23 protein-coding genes, 1 tRNA gene and 1 pseudogene are annotated in these 19,718 nt (G+C 35.1%); 16 read left to right on the forward strand and 9 right to left on the reverse strand.

Annotation, left to right across the window (positions count from 1 at the left end; all coding sequences use genetic code 11):
• Positions 1–72: 72 nt before the first annotated feature.
• From AB3I12_RS04925 to AB3I12_RS04935, 3 genes are all read right to left on the reverse strand, one after another.
• Positions 73–906, reverse strand: a complete 834-nt coding sequence (locus tag AB3I12_RS04925; RefSeq protein ID WP_010737464.1) for an undecaprenyl-diphosphate phosphatase — start codon at positions 904–906, stop codon at positions 73–75.
• Positions 907–1,071: 165 nt separating this feature from the next.
• Entirely contained in the window at positions 1,072–1,776 is a 705-nt protein-coding gene (locus tag AB3I12_RS04930; protein ID WP_053766367.1) for a histidine phosphatase family protein, read from the reverse strand.
• Positions 1,777–1,803: 27 nt separating this feature from the next.
• On the reverse strand, positions 1,804–2,430 hold the full coding sequence (locus AB3I12_RS04935; RefSeq protein WP_063627038.1) for an MBL fold metallo-hydrolase: 627 nt from the start codon (positions 2,428–2,430) through the stop codon (positions 1,804–1,806).
• Positions 2,431–3,068: 638 nt separating this feature from the next.
• Between AB3I12_RS04935 and AB3I12_RS04940 the strand changes: the two genes are divergently transcribed.
• Positions 3,069–5,432, forward strand: coding sequence for an ATP-dependent DNA helicase (locus tag AB3I12_RS04940; protein WP_063627039.1), 2,364 nt, complete (start codon positions 3,069–3,071; stop codon positions 5,430–5,432).
• Positions 5,433–5,566: 134 nt separating this feature from the next.
• Here AB3I12_RS04940 and AB3I12_RS04945 read toward each other — a convergent pair whose 3' ends face one another.
• On the reverse strand, positions 5,567–6,058 hold the full coding sequence (locus tag AB3I12_RS04945) for a YajQ family cyclic di-GMP-binding protein (protein ID WP_010719331.1): 492 nt from the start codon (positions 6,056–6,058) through the stop codon (positions 5,567–5,569).
• 152 nt (positions 6,059–6,210) lie between these two features.
• Between AB3I12_RS04945 and AB3I12_RS04950 the strand changes: the two genes are divergently transcribed.
• From AB3I12_RS04950 to AB3I12_RS04975, 6 genes are all read left to right on the forward strand, one after another.
• Positions 6,211–7,158, forward strand: coding sequence for a YitT family protein (locus AB3I12_RS04950; RefSeq protein WP_174270241.1), 948 nt, complete (start codon positions 6,211–6,213; stop codon positions 7,156–7,158).
• A 131-nt stretch (positions 7,159–7,289) separates the two neighbouring features.
• The gene (locus AB3I12_RS04955; RefSeq protein ID WP_010719329.1) at positions 7,290–7,634 is read left to right on the forward strand and encodes a metal-sulfur cluster assembly factor; all 345 of its coding nucleotides are present in this window, start codon (positions 7,290–7,292) and stop codon (positions 7,632–7,634) included.
• 287 nt (positions 7,635–7,921) lie between these two features.
• Positions 7,922–8,200, forward strand: coding sequence for a DUF2089 family protein (locus tag AB3I12_RS04960; protein ID WP_063627040.1), 279 nt, complete (start codon positions 7,922–7,924; stop codon positions 8,198–8,200).
• Positions 8,193–8,483, forward strand: coding sequence for a hypothetical protein (locus AB3I12_RS04965; protein WP_010719324.1), 291 nt, complete (start codon positions 8,193–8,195; stop codon positions 8,481–8,483). The genes AB3I12_RS04960 and AB3I12_RS04965 overlap by 8 nt, the downstream gene beginning before the upstream one ends.
• 431 nt (positions 8,484–8,914) lie before the next feature.
• Positions 8,915–9,676 carry a class I SAM-dependent methyltransferase gene (locus AB3I12_RS04970; RefSeq protein WP_063627041.1) on the forward strand — a complete coding sequence of 254 codons (762 nt, stop codon included), beginning with the start codon at positions 8,915–8,917 and terminating at the stop codon, positions 9,674–9,676.
• A gap of 83 nt (positions 9,677–9,759) precedes the next feature.
• Positions 9,760–10,296 (forward strand): ClbS/DfsB family four-helix bundle protein, encoded by a 537-nt coding sequence (locus AB3I12_RS04975; protein ID WP_063627042.1) that lies wholly within the window; start codon positions 9,760–9,762, stop codon positions 10,294–10,296.
• A gap of 66 nt (positions 10,297–10,362) precedes the next feature.
• Here AB3I12_RS04975 and AB3I12_RS04980 read toward each other — a convergent pair whose 3' ends face one another.
• Positions 10,363–10,980, reverse strand: a complete 618-nt coding sequence (locus tag AB3I12_RS04980) for a LysM peptidoglycan-binding domain-containing protein (protein ID WP_063627043.1) — start codon at positions 10,978–10,980, stop codon at positions 10,363–10,365.
• A gap of 343 nt (positions 10,981–11,323) precedes the next feature.
• On the opposite strand from AB3I12_RS04980, the gene AB3I12_RS04985 reads away from it, so the two are divergent.
• The 3 genes and pseudogenes from AB3I12_RS04985 (at position 11,324) to AB3I12_RS04995 (ending at position 12,372) form a co-directional block, all read left to right on the forward strand.
• Positions 11,324–11,758 carry a universal stress protein gene (locus AB3I12_RS04985; RefSeq protein ID WP_010719320.1) on the forward strand — a complete coding sequence of 145 codons (435 nt, stop codon included), beginning with the start codon at positions 11,324–11,326 and terminating at the stop codon, positions 11,756–11,758.
• 12 nt (positions 11,759–11,770) lie between these two features.
• Positions 11,771–11,971: pseudogene (locus AB3I12_RS04990) on the forward strand (hypothetical protein); the annotation flags it as partial.
• A gap of 209 nt (positions 11,972–12,180) precedes the next feature.
• Positions 12,181–12,372 (forward strand): hypothetical protein, encoded by a 192-nt coding sequence (locus AB3I12_RS04995; RefSeq protein WP_010719318.1) that lies wholly within the window; start codon positions 12,181–12,183, stop codon positions 12,370–12,372.
• An 80-nt stretch (positions 12,373–12,452) separates the two neighbouring features.
• Here the strand turns inward: AB3I12_RS04995 and AB3I12_RS05000 are convergent, their stop codons facing one another.
• Positions 12,453–12,710: a hypothetical protein gene (locus tag AB3I12_RS05000; protein WP_010719317.1), complete on the reverse strand. Its 258-nt coding sequence runs from the start codon at positions 12,708–12,710 to the stop codon at positions 12,453–12,455.
• A gap of 163 nt (positions 12,711–12,873) precedes the next feature.
• On the opposite strand from AB3I12_RS05000, the gene AB3I12_RS05005 reads away from it, so the two are divergent.
• The 3 genes from AB3I12_RS05005 (at position 12,874) to AB3I12_RS05015 (ending at position 13,942) form a co-directional block, all read left to right on the forward strand.
• Positions 12,874–13,137: a hypothetical protein gene (locus tag AB3I12_RS05005; protein WP_010737474.1), complete on the forward strand. Its 264-nt coding sequence runs from the start codon at positions 12,874–12,876 to the stop codon at positions 13,135–13,137.
• Between the two features lie 18 nt (positions 13,138–13,155).
• The gene (locus tag AB3I12_RS05010) at positions 13,156–13,344 is read left to right on the forward strand and encodes a hypothetical protein (RefSeq protein WP_010719315.1); all 189 of its coding nucleotides are present in this window, start codon (positions 13,156–13,158) and stop codon (positions 13,342–13,344) included.
• A 226-nt stretch (positions 13,345–13,570) separates the two neighbouring features.
• Positions 13,571–13,942, forward strand: coding sequence for a YxeA family protein (locus tag AB3I12_RS05015; protein WP_053766359.1), 372 nt, complete (start codon positions 13,571–13,573; stop codon positions 13,940–13,942).
• Between the two features lie 76 nt (positions 13,943–14,018).
• On the opposite strand, the gene AB3I12_RS05020 is transcribed toward AB3I12_RS05015, so the two are convergent.
• From AB3I12_RS05020 to AB3I12_RS05030, 3 genes are all read right to left on the reverse strand, one after another.
• Positions 14,019–14,091, reverse strand: a tRNA-Gln gene (locus AB3I12_RS05020).
• Between the two features lie 45 nt (positions 14,092–14,136).
• A complete protein-coding gene (locus AB3I12_RS05025; protein WP_063627044.1) occupies positions 14,137–14,556 on the reverse strand; it encodes a hypothetical protein in 420 nt (139 codons plus the stop codon).
• Between the two features lie 58 nt (positions 14,557–14,614).
• Positions 14,615–15,346, reverse strand: coding sequence for a C39 family peptidase (locus AB3I12_RS05030; RefSeq protein WP_034700662.1), 732 nt, complete (start codon positions 15,344–15,346; stop codon positions 14,615–14,617).
• Positions 15,347–15,692: 346 nt separating this feature from the next.
• On the opposite strand from AB3I12_RS05030, the gene AB3I12_RS05035 reads away from it, so the two are divergent.
• The 3 genes from AB3I12_RS05035 to AB3I12_RS05045 all read left to right on the forward strand — a co-directional run bounded on the left by AB3I12_RS05035 (position 15,693) and on the right by AB3I12_RS05045 (position 19,340).
• On the forward strand, positions 15,693–15,890 hold the full coding sequence (locus AB3I12_RS05035; RefSeq protein WP_010719311.1) for a hypothetical protein: 198 nt from the start codon (positions 15,693–15,695) through the stop codon (positions 15,888–15,890).
• Between the two features lie 109 nt (positions 15,891–15,999).
• A complete protein-coding gene (locus AB3I12_RS05040; RefSeq protein WP_010719310.1) occupies positions 16,000–16,488 on the forward strand; it encodes a hypothetical protein in 489 nt (162 codons plus the stop codon).
• Positions 16,489–16,883: 395 nt separating this feature from the next.
• Positions 16,884–19,340 (forward strand): phosphatidylglycerol lysyltransferase domain-containing protein, encoded by a 2,457-nt coding sequence (locus tag AB3I12_RS05045; RefSeq protein ID WP_063627045.1) that lies wholly within the window; start codon positions 16,884–16,886, stop codon positions 19,338–19,340.
• The last annotated feature ends 378 nt before the right edge of the window (positions 19,341–19,718 follow it).

A 19,718-nucleotide genomic window follows, 5' to 3' on the forward strand; every position in this document is an offset into this window, starting at 1 on the left:
GGAAAGGGGATAATTAGAATAAATATAAAAAAACACCGTAATCATACGGTGCTTTGACTTCGTTTTATTCAGTTACATTGCGATAAACCAGTAACCAATCAAAATGATCCCTAAAATGATACGATACCAACCAAAAATTGTAAAGTCGTTTTTCTTCAAATAACTTAACAAGAATTTGATGGCTAAAACGGAGACAATAAATGATACGAGGGTTCCAACGAGTAAAATAATCGTTTCTTCCATTTTAAAGGAGTTTCCTTCAGCTAGATACTTCACGATTTTTAAACCACTGGCACCAAACATCACTGGGATACCAAGGAAAAATGAAAATTCTGTTGCTACAAATCGAGAAGCACCAATCAAAATGGCTCCGAGGATCGTAGCTCCTGAACGAGAAGTTCCAGGAACTAACGCTAATACTTGGAATAATCCAACCAGTAACGCCGCTTGATAAGTAAAATCGTTTAAGGTTGTCCAACGTGGTGTTTTTGTCTTGTTTCTTTTTTCCACAACAATGAATGCAATCCCATAAACGATTAAGACGATCGCAACTGGTAGAAATTTATGAAAATGTTCTTCTAACCAATCATCTAAAGGTAATCCAATAATAATTGCTGGAATACAAGCGACTACGACTTTGAACCATAATGTCCAAGTATCTTTTTTCTCAATAGTGGTTTTGCTTGGAGAAAAGGGATTTAATTTATGAAAATATAAAACGACGACTGCTAAAATAGCACCTAATTGAATAACGACGTTGAACATCGACATAAACTGTGTGCTAGCGTCTAGCTTGATAAACTGATCTGCTAGGATCAAGTGACCAGTACTACTGATCGGCAACCACTCGGTAATCCCTTCGATAATTCCTAAGATAGCTGCTTTGATGATATTTGCAAAAAACATACGGACCTTCCTTCCCAAATAAAATACAGTATTAAGTATACCGTTCTTTCTAATGAAAACCAAATGCTTTCTTGATGTTAAGAAAAACTTGAGAAATAGCAAGAGGGTATAAGAAAGCGAGTACTCAAGTGAGTACTCGCAAACCAGTGTTTGATAACAGAATGATTATAAGAAAGAATCCCGCGAGTGTTTTTTTCCCTGCTCAATGTAACTAGTATCGTTGATTCCTTCAATTGAAAAATTGCCTTTTTCATACGTCACTTTTGTCACGCTGCCATTTAATAAGCCTGCTCGAACAGGTTGATGTACGTCAATTAGACTGAGTAAAAAGCCAATCGTCAACCCATGAGAAACAACTAGGACGTTGCCACCACCATTTTTTTCGCAATGGTGCGCAATGTCTTCAAATCCTGACCATACACGATTTTTTAAAGTATCGTAGGTCTCAGCCCAGCCAGCGGTATCCAGGTTATAAATAGCATTAGCAATTTGTTCAAAAGTTACGTCCGTCGTGAACATCTCATCATAAGTTTTGAAGTTTAATACTCGGGGGATAACTCCCCACATTTCCATGTCATAGCCACCTTCTAAGGAGCCAAAACACCATTCACGAATCCTTTGATCGATAAAGTAAGGGATATCTTTTCCTTTGGCATGTTCACTGAGGATGATACGTGCCGTTTCAATAGCACGACCACTATCGCTAGAATAAGCAAAAGAAAAATCAACGTCTTTCAATCCTTTTCCAAGATAGTGGATTCCTTCTTGGCCTTGTTTGGTGAGTGGTGTGTCACACCAACCTTGGACACGTTCAATCGTATTGAACATCGTTTTTCCGTGTCTGACGATGTAAAGAGTGGTTTTAGTCATATTTACAGCCTCCAATCGATTTGTTAGTTAAGCATTAAAGAAAGGGTTGGTTCTTTTTTCATGTTCAATGGTCGTAGCATCTCCATGCCCAGGATAAACGGCAAATTCATCTGGCAACACAAACAGCTGGGTTTGAATACTGTGTAGCAGCTGTTCCAGATTTCCAGTATATAGATCGGTTCGACCGATACTGCCTTTAAATAGTGCATCACCTGATACGACAAAATCATCAAAGATAAAGCTGACACTTCCAATCGAATGGCCAGGTGTAGGGACGACCCGAAATGTCATATTCCCTAGACGATAGGTTTTCATTTCAAATTCATATTCAGCAGGTGAAACAATGATATTCGCAATGTCATCATGTCTTCCCAAACCAGAAAGATTCAATATCGGATCGCCTAACCAACTTTGTTCTAATGGACTAACATATACAGGGATCTGATAAAACTGACGAAGTTCTTCGACGGCTCCGATATGGTCATAGTGGGTATGTGTTAGTAAAATCGCTACGGGTTGTTGTTGCGTTTTTTCGATTTGCGTTTTGATTTTTGCTGCATCTTCACCAGGATCAATAATCAGTAAAGCTTCATCGTTATAAACCAAATAACAATTTTCTTCGATCATCCCAGTTTTGATTTGTTCAATATGCATAAAGAGTTCCTCCTGATCGCTTACTTAATTCTAGTATAACTCAATTGATAAGATGAAACAAAAGACCCTACTTGAGGAATGGTCCACGGTGAATCTAAATCGAATTGAATGAATAATAAATGAATTAATTGAATTAATTGAATATAGTAGAGCTGAGTCATGTTTTTTTGTAGCCGAGTTTTCTTGCTTCCTAAATGAACCACTTATTTCAATGACAAGATGTAAAATAAAAGTATTGAGAGATTTTAAACAAGAGGACAGAAAATTCTCACTTCTTTTTAATAAGTTGGTGTTAGAGTGAGCTCATCCAAAAATCCTAATTCTATATCCTATTCGAGCTTGCGACAGTGATGTCCAACTCTGAAAAACAAAGGGAAGCATCCGAAAATGCAAAAAGCTATTTTCGGATGTTTTACTTTACTTTCAAGTGAACGATGATGAATGTAAAGGGAGAGAGATATCTGAATAATGTAAACAAATCTATAGCTTTGTAAACATACTTATGAAAGGAAAAAGTGAGTAAATAGTAGTATTTCTTTCATTTGCTGAGGTTTATAAATCGGTAAATGAATAAGAACAATTTTTGTATTTTGCGATTCTTTTCTTTTTCAGGTAAGCTTATAGTCAAAGGAGTGGGAGTGGTGAAGCAATCAAAAATATCGGTACGTAACCTTGTTGAATTTATCTTAAGGCGTGGCAGTATCGACAATCGTAAAAAAAGTAACCATACCGCACTGGAAGGTGCCAAGATCCATCGGAAGCTTCAAAAAGATGCTGGAGAAGACTATGAAAAAGAAGTCTTTTTAAAGACGACTGTCCACTTCGAGGAATACCAGCTAATCATAGAAGGGCGAGCAGATGGCGTGTTCCAAAAAGAAGGCATCTATTATATTGATGAAATAAAAACTTCGGAACCGAGGTATGAAGACTTAGAAAAAGAACAAATTGAATTATTTTTCCATCAAGCAAGAACCTATGCTTATATTTATTGTCATGAACATGATTTAAAAGAAATTAATTTGCAACTAACTTATTATCAAACTACTGAAGGAATCATTACCCGAAAAGTTGAGCATCAAACCATCGAACAATTAAATGAGTTTTTTAAAAAACTTACAGATGACTATAAAGAATGGCTGATTTTTCAAGAGAATTGGCGTACCGTTCGAAATGCTTCTTTGATGGCTTTGAAATTCCCCTATGACAACTACCGTAAAGGTCAAAGAGAGTTAGCAGTCGCTGCCTATAAAACGATTCGTACAAAACAAAAATTATTCGTCGAAGCACCGACAGGAACTGGAAAAACAGTTTCTACACTGTTCCCCGCTTTGAAAGCAATAGGAGAAGAAGAGGGAGAACGCATTTTTTATTTAACGGCTAAAACAATCACGAGACAAGTCGCTGAAGATGCTTTGGAGGCGTTAAAAGATGTGGGTGCTGAGACCAAAAGTGTGACTTTGACAGCCAAAGATAAGATTTGTTTTTTAGACGAAACAACATGTAATCCAGATCAATGTCCGTATGCCAACGGGTATTACAATCGGATCAATGAAGGATTATGGGATTTATTGAATCATGAAAATCAAATCACCAGAGAAGTTATTGAAACCTATGCGAAGAAACATACGCTATGTCCTTTTGAGTTGTCGCTAGATGTGAGTTTATGGTGTGATGTGATTATTGGGGATTATAATTATTTGTTTGATCCGACTGTTTATTTACGACGTTTTTTTGAAGGCGAAAAAAATGAGGATCATCTTTTTCTGATTGATGAAGCCCATAATTTGGTCAGTCGTTCCCGAGAGATGTACTCCGCAAAACTTTCATATCGAAGCGCTAGAAACGTCTATGCACTTATTCCAAAAGAATTTAAAAAGTTAAGACGACGTTTTAATAAGTTACTTAAAGCGTTCGATCAGATCCAGGAAATTTCAAATGAAGATGGGTGGACCTACCACCATCAAAAAGCACCCGCGGACACATTGGTTAATGCTGGTTATCAATTGAGTGAGCACATCCAAGAGTGGTTGGCAGAGTATCCTGAACATGCCATTCAAGAGACTTTACTCCCCTTTTATTTTGACTTACTTCACTTTTTGAAAATCAGTGAATTTTACGATGATCATTATGAAACAACTGTAGAGAAAACTTATCAAGATTTCATCATCAAAGCATTTTGCATCGATCCTAGTGATTTTTTAGAACAATCGTTAGCTAAGGGGAGAAGTAGTATCTTATTTTCCGCTAGTTTTTCGCCATTGTCTTATTACCAAGAAACGCTAGGAGGAAAAGAGAGCTTAGCTTATCGCTTGCCAAGTCCTTTTCCAGAAGAAAACCAAAAAGTGCTGATCACAAATTATTTAGAAACAACCTATCGTAAACGAGAAGAGAACATGCCTCGATTGATTGAAACGATCCAACATTTTACAAAAGAAAAGATCGGAAATTACTTGATATTTTTCCCCTCTTACCAATATTTGGATCAGGCAGTGACAGCCTTTCAAGAGAAACATCCAGATGTTAAGGTGCTGATTCAAGATACCATGATGAGTGAAATTGAGAGAGAAACATTTTTGAAGCAGTTTCAAATTGATCCAGACGAAACCTTACTAGCTTTTTGTGTGTTAGGCGGAATCTTTTCAGAAGGGATCGATTTAAAAGGAACCCGATTAATTGGCAGTATGATCGTTGGCGTTGGATTACCACAAATGAACCATGAGCAGGAGTTGATCAAAGAATATTATGACGAAAAAGATCAGCTGGGATTTGCTTATGCGTACCAATTACCTGGTATGAATAAAGTCTTACAAGCAGCGGGGCGTGTCATTAGAGATGCCAGTGATCAGGGAATCGTCTTGTTAGCAGATCAGCGTTTTACTCGGTTGGATTATCGCCAATTATTTCCAAGACATTGGCAGTCAGCGACCACTGTTAGAAACCTATCTGAACTCACAAAAGAAATCACCGATTTTTGGCACAAAAGTAAATCATTGGAGATGTGAAATTACTCTAGCGCTAGTAGTTTAAAATTAAAAACACCTGAATCAACCACAAACGACTGGTAGATTCAGGTGTCTTATCTGTTCAAGCGCGTATTTGATCAATTGTTTCATTGTCTGACAAGTAAAGCTATCTGTTAACGATAGTTAGTAAACTGAAGTTCGATTGGCAGATCTAATTTTCGCAATAAAGCAATCACCGCTTGAAGGTCATCACGGTTTTTTCCAGTTACACGAATTTGATCTTCTTGAATCTGGGTTTTTACTTTAATCTTTGAATTTTTGATCTCAGTTGTGATTTTCTTGGCATTTTCCCGATCAATGCCATTGATAAGTTCAGCGGATTGGCGTGCTTTTCCTCCAAGGGCATGCTCTGATTCAGAGAAATGGATATTTTTGATTGGAACATTTCGTTTGTTTAATTTACTGAACAAGACATCTTTGATTTGTTCGATCTTGAAATCATCGTCACTGAGAATGGTTAATTTATTGTTATCAAATTTGATATCAATAGTCGAATCTTTAAAATCAAAACGGTTGGTTAATTCTTTTATTGTTTGCTGGATCGCATTTCTGACTTCCTCGATTGTGACCTCTGAAACAATGTCAAAACTTGCATCTTTTGCCATAGTGATCCTCCTGATTTGTTTTTATTTTATTGTATCATAGTCAAATGATTGTGTTGAAGCTTTACTAAAATTATTCTCATTTATGATTCAAGTATTTTAATTTAATTCATAACCTGTTATTCTTACAATTGGAATAACTTTGAAAGGAAGAGGTGCTTGTGAGTAAGATTATGACAGTGTATCAAAGAAATGAAATATTAAAAAAGATTGTGGTTATCTTAGTCACCGGATTGACCGCAGCGGTTGCCTTAAATTATTTTTTGATTCCAGCAAACGTCTTTTCCGCAGGGATGAATGGGATTGCCCAAATCATTGCCTCGTTATTATCTGACTGGCTCCACGTAAAAGTGGACACAGGTGCCTTTATCTTTATTTTGAATATCCCTGTCTTTATTCTAGGGTTCTTGAAAGTAGGCAGACGAGCAACGATTTTAAGTTTTGTCAATGTAGTAGCCGTATCGGTAGCAACTACCTTACTTCCCACTGGGCAGGTGACGGACAATATTTTAATGAATGCCTTAGTCGGCGGTGTTTTGTTAGGTGTTGGTGTAGGGATCTCACTTAAAATGGGGTTTACAACTGGAGGAATGGATATTATTTCTTTAGTCCTTTCACAAACTACAGGGAAAACCGTTGGAAATTATATGTTGATGTTAAATGGTTTGATCGTGGTGATTGCGGGCTTTCTTTTTAACTGGGAGAGTGCGCTCTATACGATTATCTCTATCTATGCCATGACCCAAGTGATTGATGCGATTCATACAAGTCATCAAAAAGTGACCGCCATGATTGTGACGGTTAAACCAGATGAAGTGACCGCAGCGATCGCTCAAAATATGGTTCGAGGAATGACCCTCTTACCATCAATCGGTGGCTATTCTAAAAAAGAAGGTAAAACGATCATGATGGTGATCACTCGTTATGAAATGTATGATTTAGATCAAATCGTCCATGAAATCGACGAAGATGCTTTTATCAATATTTTACCAACGCATTCGGTATTTGGCCGTTTTGCTAATGAAAGCGAACAAAATCTTTACCGTTCTACGGGTGTCTTTCCCGAAATAAAGAAAACTCCTTCAAAAACTAAAAAACAATAATTGATTTAAATAAGTCAGAAGAATTTTCTGTTTTCAACCTGCTAAATGAGAATAGAACCTCTCGATTCTCATTTACAAATGAGCAAAAAAAGAGTATGATAAATGAAAATTGCATGAAGGAGTGCTGCAAGATGAGCGAAGCAAACCAAAAATGGTCTGCAGAAGAAGTCAACGAAATCAAGGAACGAATCTTAGCTGCCTTAGAAATGGTCATCGACCCTGAACTAGGGATCGATATCGTCAACCTAGGCTTGATCTATGAAATCGAATTTGATCCAGAAAACGGAGAAACAGTCATTAAAATGACCTTAACAACCATGGGTTGCCCGTTAGCTGATATCCTAACTGAATCAATCCACGACGCCTTAAAAGAAGTGCCAGAAGTAACTAAGGCAGAAGTCAAACTAGTTTGGTATCCAGCCTGGACGACCGATAAGATGAGTCGCTATGCACGAATTGCACTTGGTATCAGATAATTTTGACACGGGTTTCATATTCAACGAGTAAACAACTTTTAAACTCCTTTATCAACTTTTAGAAAAAGTTGGTGAGGGAGTTTTTGTTTTGTAAAAATTGATGCTGGATGAAGTAAAATTGTCAAAATATGAATAAATGATAACGACTTTTATCCCTTTCTCTTTTTCTATTCAAATCGCATCTCGAAATTCTTTATAAATTATACTTAATAAATTAAGTTGTGTTTTATTTTTAACAATGTTAAACTTTGTTTAATTATATTTATGTTTTGTTGGGAGGTTAATGAATGGAATGGTTTTTTAATTTAGAACCTGAGGAACAAGTATTTATTAAGAAATTTTTGTTGGCATCAGGTTCCTTAAAGCAGTTAGCAAAAGAGTATGAAGTTAGTTACCCAACAGTAAGATTAAGGTTAGATAGATTAATTGAAAAAATAAAACTTTTTGATATAAAGCAAGAAGATTCTTTTGAAGTATCAATGATGCAACTCGTGATTAACGAAAAAATAAGTTTAGACGTAGCAAAAGAAATTATAAAAAAACATAGGGAGAGTATAGATGAATAATATAATACAACTTCTATTTATTGCTGGTGTGATTGGGTTTCAAACCTTAAGTGGTTATATAGGGAATAAATATATGGGAGCGATCTTACCAGTGATTTTCAGTGGTTTAGTTGTTTTTATCGTTTTGACAGGTCATTTAAATCTAACATTTAGAAATATATTAATGCCTATTGTTGGTTTGATTACATTGATCTGTATTTATGAAGGCGGAAAAGAATCAAAGAAAAAAAAGACAATAAAAGAAATGGAAAAAATGAAAGCAAAGGATATCTTGAATCAATAATGAGTTATTGGCTGATACACTAACTTAAACTCTTTTAACAGCTTTTAGTAAAAGCTGATAGAAGAGTTTTTTTCTATGTAAAATATTCAGATAGCTGATGTACTGAAATGTTGTCCAATAAAAGATGAAGGAAAGCTTGACCCACATAAGAAAGAGTTATAGAAGGAGCCGTAGAAGTCCCAAAATTTATAGATTTCACACTATCTAACATTCTAAGCAAACGCACAAAACAGTTTTTTAGTAAGCGTTTTCTGTTCCTGGTTTTCATGATATACTATTTTTAAGTCAATCAAAAGGAGAATGAACATGAGAAAACAACGAGGTAGCTACTCGATATAGTGGAATGGATAGACCTATATCGAGTATGCTTTATCCAATCGACTATATCGCCGTCAACGATTATAAAATCATAATGACTGGAGCGATAAAAGATGATGGACCAATTAAAAAAAGAGTGGCTTAAAAGTGAGGAACAACAGAAAAATTTTACTGGCTGGGATTTTTCCTATTTAGATGGGAAATGGTCGTGTGAAGAGCCTCCGTGGGATTACCGAGAGCTTGTTTTAAATTATTTAACTCCAACTATGTCTCTATTAGATATGGGAACAGGTGGAGGTGAATTGTTACAAACATTTAACCATCCTTATGAACAGACAGCAGTAACGGAAGGGTATCCGCCTAATTACCAGCTATTATTACAAACCCTTGCCCCTCAAGGTGTAACCGTAAAATTTGTGGGGGAAGAGGACGTATTGGATTTTCCAGATGATTCATTTGATCTAGTGATCAATTCTCATGAATCTTTTGCAGTAACTGAAGTGAAGCGTGTCTTGAAAGCGGATGGGTTATTTATTTCTCAACAAGTAGGAGATTTCAACGGGTTGAATTTGGCTTCTCGTTTGATGCCAGAAGTAAGGAAAAAATGTTTTGATTTTCATCTTTCCCTAGTGAAAGCAGAACTAGAACAGCACCATTTTGATCTTTTGTTTTGTGACGAAGCCTATTTGAATCAACAATTCTTTGATATGGATAGTTTGATCTTTTATGTACGGACGATTGAATGGGAGTACCCAGGATTTACAGTTGAGAAAAATTTCAAAGAGTTATTGGGACTTTATGAAGAGTTGAAACGACATGGTGCGATTTATAATTTGCAACATCGTTTTGCTTTTGTTGCTCGTAATACAAAATAATGAACACATAAAAGTTACTACAAATCATTTTGAAATTCCTTATGGTGAGCAGGTGATTTAGCAAAAAAGAGGGGGTGCGTTATATGCGACCAAAATCAAAAGATGAATTGCTTGAAAAAGCAAACAGCCAATTCGATGATTTATGGAAATTAATTAACGGTATGAGTGAGGAAGATCGCAAGCAATCCTTTCAATTTAGTGAAGAGTTTTTGGCGAAAAAAAAGGAAGCACATTGGCGACGAGACAAAGACTTAAAAGATGTATTGATCCATTTATACGAATGGCATCAACTATTGTTACGATGGCTTGAAAGCAACTTTAACGGAGAAGAAAGAAATTTCTTGCCTGAACCGTATAATTGGCGAACCTACGGGAAGATGAATGAAGAGTTTGTAGAAAAGCATCAAACAACTTCTTTAGTGGAAGCTGAAAACTATTTGAAAAAAAGCCATGAGCAAGTAATGAAAAAATTAGACGCCTTGAGTAATGAAGAGTTATTCCAGAAAAAGCAATTTGCATGGGTGGGGAATACCACATTAGGTAGTTATTTCATTTCTGCAACTGCCAGTCACTACGAATGGGCGATGAAGAAGTTAAAACAATCTCAAAAAAATAAATGAATAGAATCAATAAAAAAGCGAAGATCCTAAAGAGGGATCTTCGCTTTTTAAACAAGCTATTTTATATTAGTACCAACCGTTTGCTTCCCAGAAAGATTTAGCTGCTTCCCATGAGCCGTAACGAGAAGATACGTATTGTTCAGCAACTCGTTCTTGGTTTGCTGCTGAATAGTCACCATTTAAGTAAGAAGAATCTAATTGGTAACGTCCGATGTAACGACCGTTTGTTGCTGTATAAGAACCGCTAGATTCTTTTTGAGCGATCCATTCTTTCGCTGAGCTTGTGTTTGTTGTCGCTGGTGTTGCTTGTGCCGCTGTTTGCGTTGCTTGAGCAACTGGTTGAGCAGGTGCTGCTTGTTGAACTTTTTCTTGCTTCACTGGTTGTTCAGCCACTGTTTTTGTTTGAGCAGGCGCTTGGTAAGCTGTTTGTGTTGTTGCTGCTTGTTCGCCTGTTGGGATTGTTAATTGTTGACCTGAATAAATCAAGTTGATGTTTGAGATTGAATTTTTTTCTGCAATAGTTTGGATCAAGGAGTTATCACCAACGTATTTTTGAGAAATCGTTGATAGCGTATCACCTGATTGAACGGTATAAGCTTCGTCCGCATGTGCAGATGTTCCCATAAAGAATAGTGCGCCGGCAGTCAAAGTTGTTCCTAATAGTAATGTTTTAAGTGATTTCATGTAAGATCTCCTTCATAAATTTAAAAATAGTTTTGTTGTGTCCAACGAGGAATACTTTACCATGGGAAAATATTTCATAGGTAAAAGCTCTATGACACTTTGTAACAAAGATACGTTTTTTGTAACAAACAGATTATCATAAAATGTGAAAAACAATGAGAAAACCGTCATAAACGTTTAAAATAAACCACTAACAAGGACAATTGATGAGAAAAATAAACACTAGAAACAAGTAAAAAAAAGCTACATTTTTTGAAAATAAATACGAAATAATTGAAAACAGCGTAATTTTTTTTAAATTTAGCATGTGATGTTACAATAATAGAAACAAGGAGGCGATAACATGAGTAAGAGATATCAAAAAATAATGGTAGCTGTCGATGGGTCTAAGCAATCAGAACAAGCTTTTTTGGAAGCGCTAGATTTAGCGAAAGATAATGAAGCCGAATTATTTATCGTTTCGATCATCAATAAAGTAGAGTTGACACATAGCGCCTACGCATTTTCAAAAATCTATGCAGAAGAAAAACAGAAGATAGAAGTCGAAATGTTAAAAAAGATCCATGATGCGAAAGAATATGGGATCAATGACATCCATGCTATTGTTGAAACGGGTGACCCACGTAACTTGATTGGGACGGTGTTTCCACAACAAGAAGCGATCGATTTGATTGTCATGGGGGCTACTGGTAAAGGAGCAATCCAACAAGCTTTAGTCGGCTCTACAGCATCTTATGTTGTTACTCATGCGCCCTGCAGTGTGTTAGTGGTCAAATAAGGAGGGGAAAGAATGGTACGTCCACAAGAGGTTACAGCTCCTAAAGAAAAAATAGAAATCCTCAAAATTTTAGAAGATGGTACGCAGACGAAAAAAGGTTATTCTGTTGCTTTAGTGAAATGGTCAGGCAAAACAGCGATTGCCTTACGCTGGGATGGTGATAGTCTGCAGGAGAAAGGATTTCCTGTCACTGTAAATGGGTACCATCCAGCTTGATTCGTTTTGCCAGATCGATTAACAGATCTTTATAGTAGAGACTATCGGGAGTACCAAGAGTCGATCCGATTTATCACGTCAAGTGATCAAAAAGAATAGCTTTTGTGCTGCGGAAGAAAGTTCATTGTGTGAAAGAATCGTAAACATTCAACATTGAGACAACCTTTTATATCAATAGGTTCCTAATAACTGAAGTAGGTGAAAAGATGAGTGCTGGTGATGTATTGAATGAAGTCAAGCAACTATGTAAAGAAAAGAAGTACGAAGAAGCAAAAATTTTGATTGAATCAAATAAAGAATTGCTAGAGGACAAATTTTCTGTTGCCCAACAGTTTATTGATTTAAAACAAGCATCAATCCTTGAACGGTTCAAATCTTTCTTTGGTGTAAATGAATGATCAAAAATGAGTGTGAAAAAGTGGTTGCTCACTTTTTTCACACTCATTTTTTGTTCGATTGTTCACAATCTATACACACACTAATCTTGTTTATTTAATAAATAAAATATCCAAAGTATCAGTATAATGACTGAAATAACTAAACTAATGACATGTCTAATTAAGACAGAAGGGATTTCCCAATGGCGGAAAGAAAAGATTTGATAAGTAAAATAGATGCTTGGAAGAGAAACAAGTAAAACAGATAGTTTCTTTTTTGTCCAATTTATGTAATAGAAAAGAATACTTAGCATGATGAAAAATGGAATGTAAAAAACAAGCTGACCAATCGCAATCACGAGAGTGCCTCCCAGAATAATAATGATATCTGATACAAAATAACATTTTGTATCAAATGATGCAAGTATTTCTTTAATTGATAACCAAGAAGGACATACAAAGGTTTTTGATTAACAAGAAGTTTCTTGCTATAATTGATCCGAAAGAAAGGATGAAATTTTCATGGATCAAGTAATGTTAGAAGTCGATTTACATTTAGTAAACAATATACGTGTGATTTACTATGTGGTCAGTAATAGTGTAGAAAAAAGAGTACTGATGAATAAAATCAATGGTATTCTGACGAAAAAAGGTGTACACCAATTCAGCAGTAGCGAAGACAATTATTATAGTATACCTGTTGAAAAAGTTTTATATACAACGGTAAATGTCAGAACAGACCTAGATACAAAAGTAGATCATGAACCAATTTTTACTACGTATTGATTGTGACGGAGGAGAACAATGAATCCATACGAAGCACTTATCCAAGAATTGATTGACGGAAAAATTGAAAAAATTGAGGTCAAAAGAGAAGAGGTCATGCTTTTTCGTGAAGCGTGGCTAAAATTAGAGAATCGTAAATATGTCGTAGGTAAGGCATTATTGAACGGGAATGTAGTTTATCATTATGATCCAACTAGGCTGTATTAATTACAAGAAATTAATCATATGGCAAAATTGTTGCTCATGATTTTATCATTAAAAAAAACGCTTGAAATGGTTTTAGCCGTTTTGAGCGTTTTTTAATATTGAGCATTATTTAGAACAAGGGTGAGCAAAAGCTTTTGTGCCAAAGTCGGAGAAAAATCTCCAACTAGAGGCGGATGATGCCGTTTATTTTTATGGATATAATGAAATAAAAATAGGAGGTAGAAAAATGAAAGTAGTAAAAGTAGTTATTGGAACGGTATTATTTGCAGGAGTCGCATTAGTTGGCTTGAAGTTTTATACGCAAAACGCCCACGATGAGATGGCAGGTGTGGTAGACCAATTAAATCCGTTGGTAACAAAAGGAGAGGTATACGTCAAGACGAAAAAACCAGATGAAGTCAATTCATATGGAACAGCGACTTATATCCAAAAAGCTGCCGATCAAAAGGGACATAAACGAACGATTGAATTTACAGGTTTATCTATTTTAAAAGAAGGACATTATTTAAAGATCATTAATAAGGGCGCTCACGTCGAGTCATATGAAGAAGTTGACAAAAAAGAAGTACCTAAAAAAGCATTAGCTATCATTGGATAAATATAATTTTATTATGTAAACTTAAAGAGAATATAAAAAAACCAATCAGAAACTCAGTTTCTGATTGGTTTTTTTATTGGGATGGTAGGGTTCGAACCTGCAATTGCTTGATTCAGAGTCAAGTGCCTTACCAGTTTGGCTACATCCCAATCAAACAATTTGATCATAGCATGACACAAGAAAAATGCAAGTGATCACGCTTTATCCAACTTTTCTTTGACAATGATCATACGTTTTTCTAACTTTCTGATTAATGCAGATGGAAGTGGGATCAAATTGGCAATCGATAATGTATTAGAAAGTAACTGAAATTCTTTTAGTGGAGCATCGATGATTCGATAGATCGTTGCCAAACGTTCGATGTATTCAAAATGTGTATAGTTTGTTTGTGAGATTAAAAATTTCAATAAATCAATCGCTTTTGCATAATCTTTCTCAGAATAATAGGCTAATGCTTGACGATAAAGTTTGATCTGTAACTCATTGAGTGAAACTGGGCTATAGCGATCCGTCCATTCCTTGACGGAAACTTTGGTTGGTGTATGACCATTTACATCACGAACGAAAATAATCGGAATTTCATTAGGATCTATTCTTTTATGAATTTTTTCCATTTCCCTCAATCCTTTCCATCATATTTAGCTAGAGTATAATGTATTTTTTATAAAAATACTAGCTTTTCTCTAAAGTCAACATTTGACCACCCATTGAGGTGAAAATTGCCTCAAAATCTTTGATTGCTACGGGTCTATTTTTTTCTCCATAAGGATCATTTACATAAATATTGTCATTGTCATAACCAGTAACTACACAGGCATGGTTTAATGGTGTCACTTTTACTTGCCCATTGTTTGTTTGCCAAGTAACAAAATCAGTATCAGTAGGCACTTGGAAATCTAAAGTAACGGAGGCCCACACAGGCTTTCCTTGTTGTAAAGCTTTCTTAATGTCATTGATTGTTGCATCGGTTTTTGGAAGAGTATGATAATCTGTTTTTACGATTGTCTGTGCCAACGAAGCGATAGGCGGGACATAGACGCCCATTGCCCAATCTCCACCGCTGATGTCCCCAACAAACCCTTCATTAGGATCGCCATGTGTACCATCAGCATTAAAAACAGGAACGTAATTCAATTGTTGAGCTAACTGGTTTTTAGAAGTCTCGTAACCATAATAAGAAAGCAGCATGGACAGTGAAGTAACTTCACAGCCATTTCCTAACGCTGGCTCGGTGAATTGGCTTTCCAAGGGGACATCAAGTAAAACTTGTTTTTTAGCATAACTACTCACTTTTTCAGTATCCTTTCCAACATTGTGTGAATGGTGAAAATAAGTGGTGGCAGAAAAAATAACGAATAATAGGACTGCCAAGAATAATATTTTTTTACCAATGAATCTTTTCATAATAATTCCCCTTTTTTCTGATATTTACATATTATAATGCTTTTTTTTAAAAATAAAATAAAAAATTTGACATGTTGTTTTCCAAATTTAAAATAAGAAGACAAAAGTCCTGAAAAATCACAGGATCAATAGCCGAATAATTTTTTTTAAATTGAAAAAAATGTTTCGATTTATTGATAGTTTTTAATTGTGAAAACGAAAACAGTACGCTATAATGCCAGTAAGGTCGAAATAAATCGCAGGTCAAATAACAAATGTTTTTAGATGATGTTTATTTGAAAGAGCAATTACTGTTTGAAAAAAACAGTTACCTTATAAAAGAGCTTGGTAGTTTAGGAGGATTTTGATGACGGAAGAAATGATTAATTTAGGAGAGCAATATTCATGTAAACCGATTGGGTTTACAAAAGCAGTTATCGGAGAAGTTGTTTCAAAAATGACGAATTGTGCCGTAGTCAAAGTTGCTCAATGCGCAATGGAAGATCAAGAGTTATTAGAAGAAAAAGCAAGTATGGTTGTTGCAAAATACGAAACATTTGAATAAGAAGAAATGATTTTGGACGTACAGTAACGAAATCGGTACTGTATGTCCTTTTGCTTGTAATTTTTATTTCTTTTTCGAGTATTTGGAAAGAGAAAAGAGGTGTAGTTAGATGATTAGTATATTTACTTTACTATTATTTTTATTTGTCTTTGTTATGTGTTTGTTTTTATGGTTGGTACGTCGAGAAATCGTCTATCGAACGGTTAGAAATCGCTGGGTTTACTTAGTCGTGCCTTTTCTGGCTATCTTAGTTCTTTGGTTTACGCTGATTAGTCAACCAACTGCAGATGAATTGGCAAAAGGGGTCTTGTCAGCGCTAATTTTCATCAGCTTTTTGCTAGATAGTCGTGGTATAACAGAAGATGGGCTTGTTCTAAATAGCTTTGATAAAAAAGGTGTTCCTTTTTCTGAGATCAATAAAATCGTTTTGTATCAACCGGAAGGATCTTCCATCATAAAAATGAATTTCTTTCGTAACGGTTGGCGTGGACCCATGCTGAAATTTTCTGTATCAATGGAAGAGTTGGTCACTTTTTTAGCACAGCATTTAAATGATGATGCCGAAATTGATATTATGATTGATTCTGATCAAGAGTAAGTTACTTTAGAATAAGAACAAAGAACGATAGTGAGCGATATATGGGATGAACCTATTTCGGAGTCGCATATATAATAAGAGACTGAGGCAAGTATTAGCTCGGTCTCTTTTTTCTTTGCCTTGCAGACGCTAGATTACACAGCATTTCAAAATAATTCTTCGTATGAGAAAGAGTTTGTTTATTTATTTTTGAATCGTTGCGATCACTTTTATAATAACATTAAAAAAATTGTTCCACTAATTTGATATATATTAGCTCTATTATAATGAAAGGACTTTTAATTTTAATGAAGAGGATGAAACTCAATTTTTTCAAAATTATATTCTCACTATTCATTTTTTCGATCTCTGTTTTAAAAATAAATAGTGAACTTTCTACCATTAGGTTAAGCAAAGTGTTACAAACAATTAGTAATGAATCTATCTTAAAAATTTTCAGTTTGTTTTTAGTAGGTGCTTTAGGCATTTTCATTCTTTGTCTCTACGACTTTGCATTGATCCGAAAACTGAAGACGATGAAAATTTCTAAAATAAAACTATTAAAAATCAGCTGGATTGCCAATTCATTCAATGCAGTTTTGGGATTTGGTGGAATTTTTGGTGCCAGCGTACGTTATAATTTCTATAAAAACTATATTGACCAAAGCAGAGTAAACCAACTAAAAAAAGCGATTTCGCTATTATTGATCTCATCTATTTCTGGTGTGGGCGTATTATCTGCAATGGTGCTGCTAAATGTTTTTCCAGAAAGTCATTTATTAGAGGGAAATGATACGATCAAGATTGGTTTAATTGTCAGTGCTTGTTTGTTGCCTCTATATATCGGCTACATTAGTATCAAACCGCCACTTCCAGCTGCGAGATGGTTAGGTTTACAATTCACGATCGTATCAACGATTGATTATCTCACTTCTGGTATTGTGATGTACGTCGCGTTTCGTTTTCTTAACTTGCAGGTTCAATTCGTTGATATGGAAAGTATTTTTATTTTAGCAACGATTGCTGGAATTATTAGTATGGTACCAGGTGGTTTTGGTGCGTTTGATGTCATTTTCCTTTTAGGCGCTACACAGGAGCTGCAGATAGATAAAGAAGCAGTATTGATGGCGCTGATTCTGTATCGTTTAGCGTATTACTTCATTCCACTATTGTTTGGTTTATTGTTCAGTGTGAGTGAAGTTCAAATGCTGATTAGTCAAAAAATCAGCAATAATCAATTTACGATTCTTACGAAGGAATTTACGACAGTAGTATTTTCGATTACGCAAGCACAGATGAAGCAAATTGGAAGAACGCTCAGCACAGCCATTTTTCTATTTTGTTCATTAACATTTTTATTTGATTCATGCATTTTATTTTTTGAATATGCATATATGGGAATGAAGTCGGCTTTTTTTATTGCGCCAATTTACGTATGTCTGAGCATTTTATTACTGACAGATGTCGTAGGGATTTATAAAGGGGCGATCGATACTTGGAAAATGTTGCGTTTCAAACTGATGTTATTAGCACTTTGTCAGTTTTATCTTTTTTGGGAAGACCAAAGTTTGACAGCCCTCTTATTAACAACGGTATTATTTGTAGATACTCTATTTTATAGGAGATGGTTAGAGGTCGAAGTCATCAAACAAAGTGTTTTAGAAAAATTGATTTGGACTTTAGCGTGTCTCTATGTATTTGATAGTCTAACTGAAATTTTTCCGATATTGCCTAGACAATCATTCTTTATTCTGAGTGGAACGACACTATTATTGCTTTTACTTTCTGGGCTTTGGTCAGTTATACACCGAAGAAGAAAAAGGAAATCATTAAAGCTTGATTTAAAGCTATTAGATGATGCTGAATATCGAAATTTCTTAGAACAAAATGGTGGAAATCACTTAGCTCATTTAGGTTTTTTAAAGGAAAACCGAGTTGCGTGGTGGGAAGATGTTGCAGTGATTTATCAAGAAAATAACCATTATCTCTTTATTTTAGGTGATCCAGTTGGTAAACAAGAAGCCATTTTTCCTTTTTTGAAAACTTTGGTGTCTAAAGCGAATCAATTAGGCAAACGAATTGTTTTTTATCAAGCTTCCACACAGTACCTTAGTTTTTATAATGATCTAAATTGCGAATTTTTCAAGTTAGGAGAAGAAGCAGTCATTGATTTATCTGAGTTTTCACTATCAGGGAAGAAGAAGAGAGGGTTTAGAGCAACATTAAACCAAATGGAAAAACTAGGGTATACGTTTGAAATCATCGAACCGACAATTGTTTCAGAGTCATCAGAAAGCTTGGGCTCAATTTCTTCGGAATTTTCACCAACATCACAGTTATCCCATGATCGTGAACTGTTGTCAGAATTGAAAGAAGTATCTGATCAATGGTTAAGGTCAAAAAATGAGATGACTTTTTCTGTCGGACGATTTGAGAAGGAATATTTAAATTGTGCAGCAGTTGGTATTATAAGAAATCAAGAACAAAAAATTGTTGGCTTTGTTTCCATGATGCCAACTTATACTAATGAGACCATTTCAGTCGACTTGATCCGTTGGTCTATCAGCGAAGAAGTGGCAATGATGGATGCTCTTTATTTATATTCCATCCTATGGGCTAAGGAACAAGGTTATCAAAAATTCAATTTAGGAATGGCTCCGTTCTCTTCTACTTATAAAAACACAATTAATTTAGAGAATACGTTTATTTACAGCGTCTATAATAATACTCAGTATTTGTATTCATTCAAAGGGTTAAGGAAATACAAAGAAAAATACAAGCCTCAGTGGGCTGCAAAATATCTCGTTTACGAAAATAAAACCTGGGTGTTGAAAAACTTATATGCTTGTTATAAATTAATTCATTCAAAATAATAGAAAAAGATGATAGTCGTAACAAAGCCATTAGGAAGAGGTTGAGACAAAAGTGTTTAGTATCAAGAAATAAGAAGGAATTTCCGAAAATTGACAAGGAACACAAAAACTCATTTTATTCGTTTTAGAGATACTAGAAGAGACTGAGACAACTTTTGTCCCAGTCTCTTCTAGTATCTAATTTTTTAAGATCATTAAAGGTATCTCTAAATTTTTTAGTGAAATTTGATAGAATTTATTAATAGGCAAGTCTAATAGAACGCATGAATAGACTATTTTAAGATTTTTATGTAATTAATGTAACAAGTCCTTCTGGTTAAAGGTAGGATAAAAGAAAATTGATAAAGAGCTCAGGGCGACCTTCGCCCCGAGCTCTTT

Source organism: Enterococcus sp. C65, assembly GCF_040887165.1.
GTDB classification, from domain to species: domain Bacteria; phylum Bacillota; class Bacilli; order Lactobacillales; family Enterococcaceae; genus Enterococcus_B; species Enterococcus_B hirae.

Excerpts from the sequence above, each read along its gene's own strand:
- AB3I12_RS04935 (WP_063627038.1), bottom strand. The coding sequence starts at position 2,430 with ATGCATATTGAACAAATCAAAACTGGGATGATCGAAGAAAATTGTTAT.
- AB3I12_RS04960 (WP_063627040.1), top strand. The coding sequence starts at position 7,922 with ATGGAATGGTTTTTTAATTTAGAACCTGAGGAACAAGTATTTATTAAG.
- AB3I12_RS05015 (WP_053766359.1), top strand. The coding sequence starts at position 13,571 with ATGAAAGTAGTAAAAGTAGTTATTGGAACGGTATTATTTGCAGGAGTC.
- AB3I12_RS05030 (WP_034700662.1), bottom strand. The coding sequence starts at position 15,346 with ATGAAAAGATTCATTGGTAAAAAAATATTATTCTTGGCAGTCCTATTA.
- AB3I12_RS05040 (WP_010719310.1), top strand. The coding sequence starts at position 16,000 with ATGATTAGTATATTTACTTTACTATTATTTTTATTTGTCTTTGTTATG.
- AB3I12_RS04930 (WP_053766367.1), bottom strand. The coding sequence starts at position 1,776 with ATGACTAAAACCACTCTTTACATCGTCAGACACGGAAAAACGATGTTC.
- AB3I12_RS04955 (WP_010719329.1), top strand. The coding sequence starts at position 7,290 with ATGAGCGAAGCAAACCAAAAATGGTCTGCAGAAGAAGTCAACGAAATC.
- AB3I12_RS04925 (WP_010737464.1), bottom strand. The coding sequence starts at position 906 with ATGTTTTTTGCAAATATCATCAAAGCAGCTATCTTAGGAATTATCGAA.
- AB3I12_RS04985 (WP_010719320.1), top strand. The coding sequence starts at position 11,324 with ATGAGTAAGAGATATCAAAAAATAATGGTAGCTGTCGATGGGTCTAAG.
- AB3I12_RS04945 (WP_010719331.1), bottom strand. The coding sequence starts at position 6,058 with ATGGCAAAAGATGCAAGTTTTGACATTGTTTCAGAGGTCACAATCGAG.
- AB3I12_RS04970 (WP_063627041.1), top strand. The coding sequence starts at position 8,915 with ATGATGGACCAATTAAAAAAAGAGTGGCTTAAAAGTGAGGAACAACAG.
- AB3I12_RS05005 (WP_010737474.1), top strand. The coding sequence starts at position 12,874 with ATGGATCAAGTAATGTTAGAAGTCGATTTACATTTAGTAAACAATATA.
- AB3I12_RS04965 (WP_010719324.1), top strand. The coding sequence starts at position 8,193 with ATGAATAATATAATACAACTTCTATTTATTGCTGGTGTGATTGGGTTT.
- AB3I12_RS04975 (WP_063627042.1), top strand. The coding sequence starts at position 9,760 with ATGCGACCAAAATCAAAAGATGAATTGCTTGAAAAAGCAAACAGCCAA.
- AB3I12_RS04995 (WP_010719318.1), top strand. The coding sequence starts at position 12,181 with ATGAGTGCTGGTGATGTATTGAATGAAGTCAAGCAACTATGTAAAGAA.
- AB3I12_RS05010 (WP_010719315.1), top strand. The coding sequence starts at position 13,156 with ATGAATCCATACGAAGCACTTATCCAAGAATTGATTGACGGAAAAATT.
- AB3I12_RS04980 (WP_063627043.1), bottom strand. The coding sequence starts at position 10,980 with ATGAAATCACTTAAAACATTACTATTAGGAACAACTTTGACTGCCGGC.
- AB3I12_RS05025 (WP_063627044.1), bottom strand. The coding sequence starts at position 14,556 with ATGGAAAAAATTCATAAAAGAATAGATCCTAATGAAATTCCGATTATT.
- AB3I12_RS05035 (WP_010719311.1), top strand. The coding sequence starts at position 15,693 with ATGACGGAAGAAATGATTAATTTAGGAGAGCAATATTCATGTAAACCG.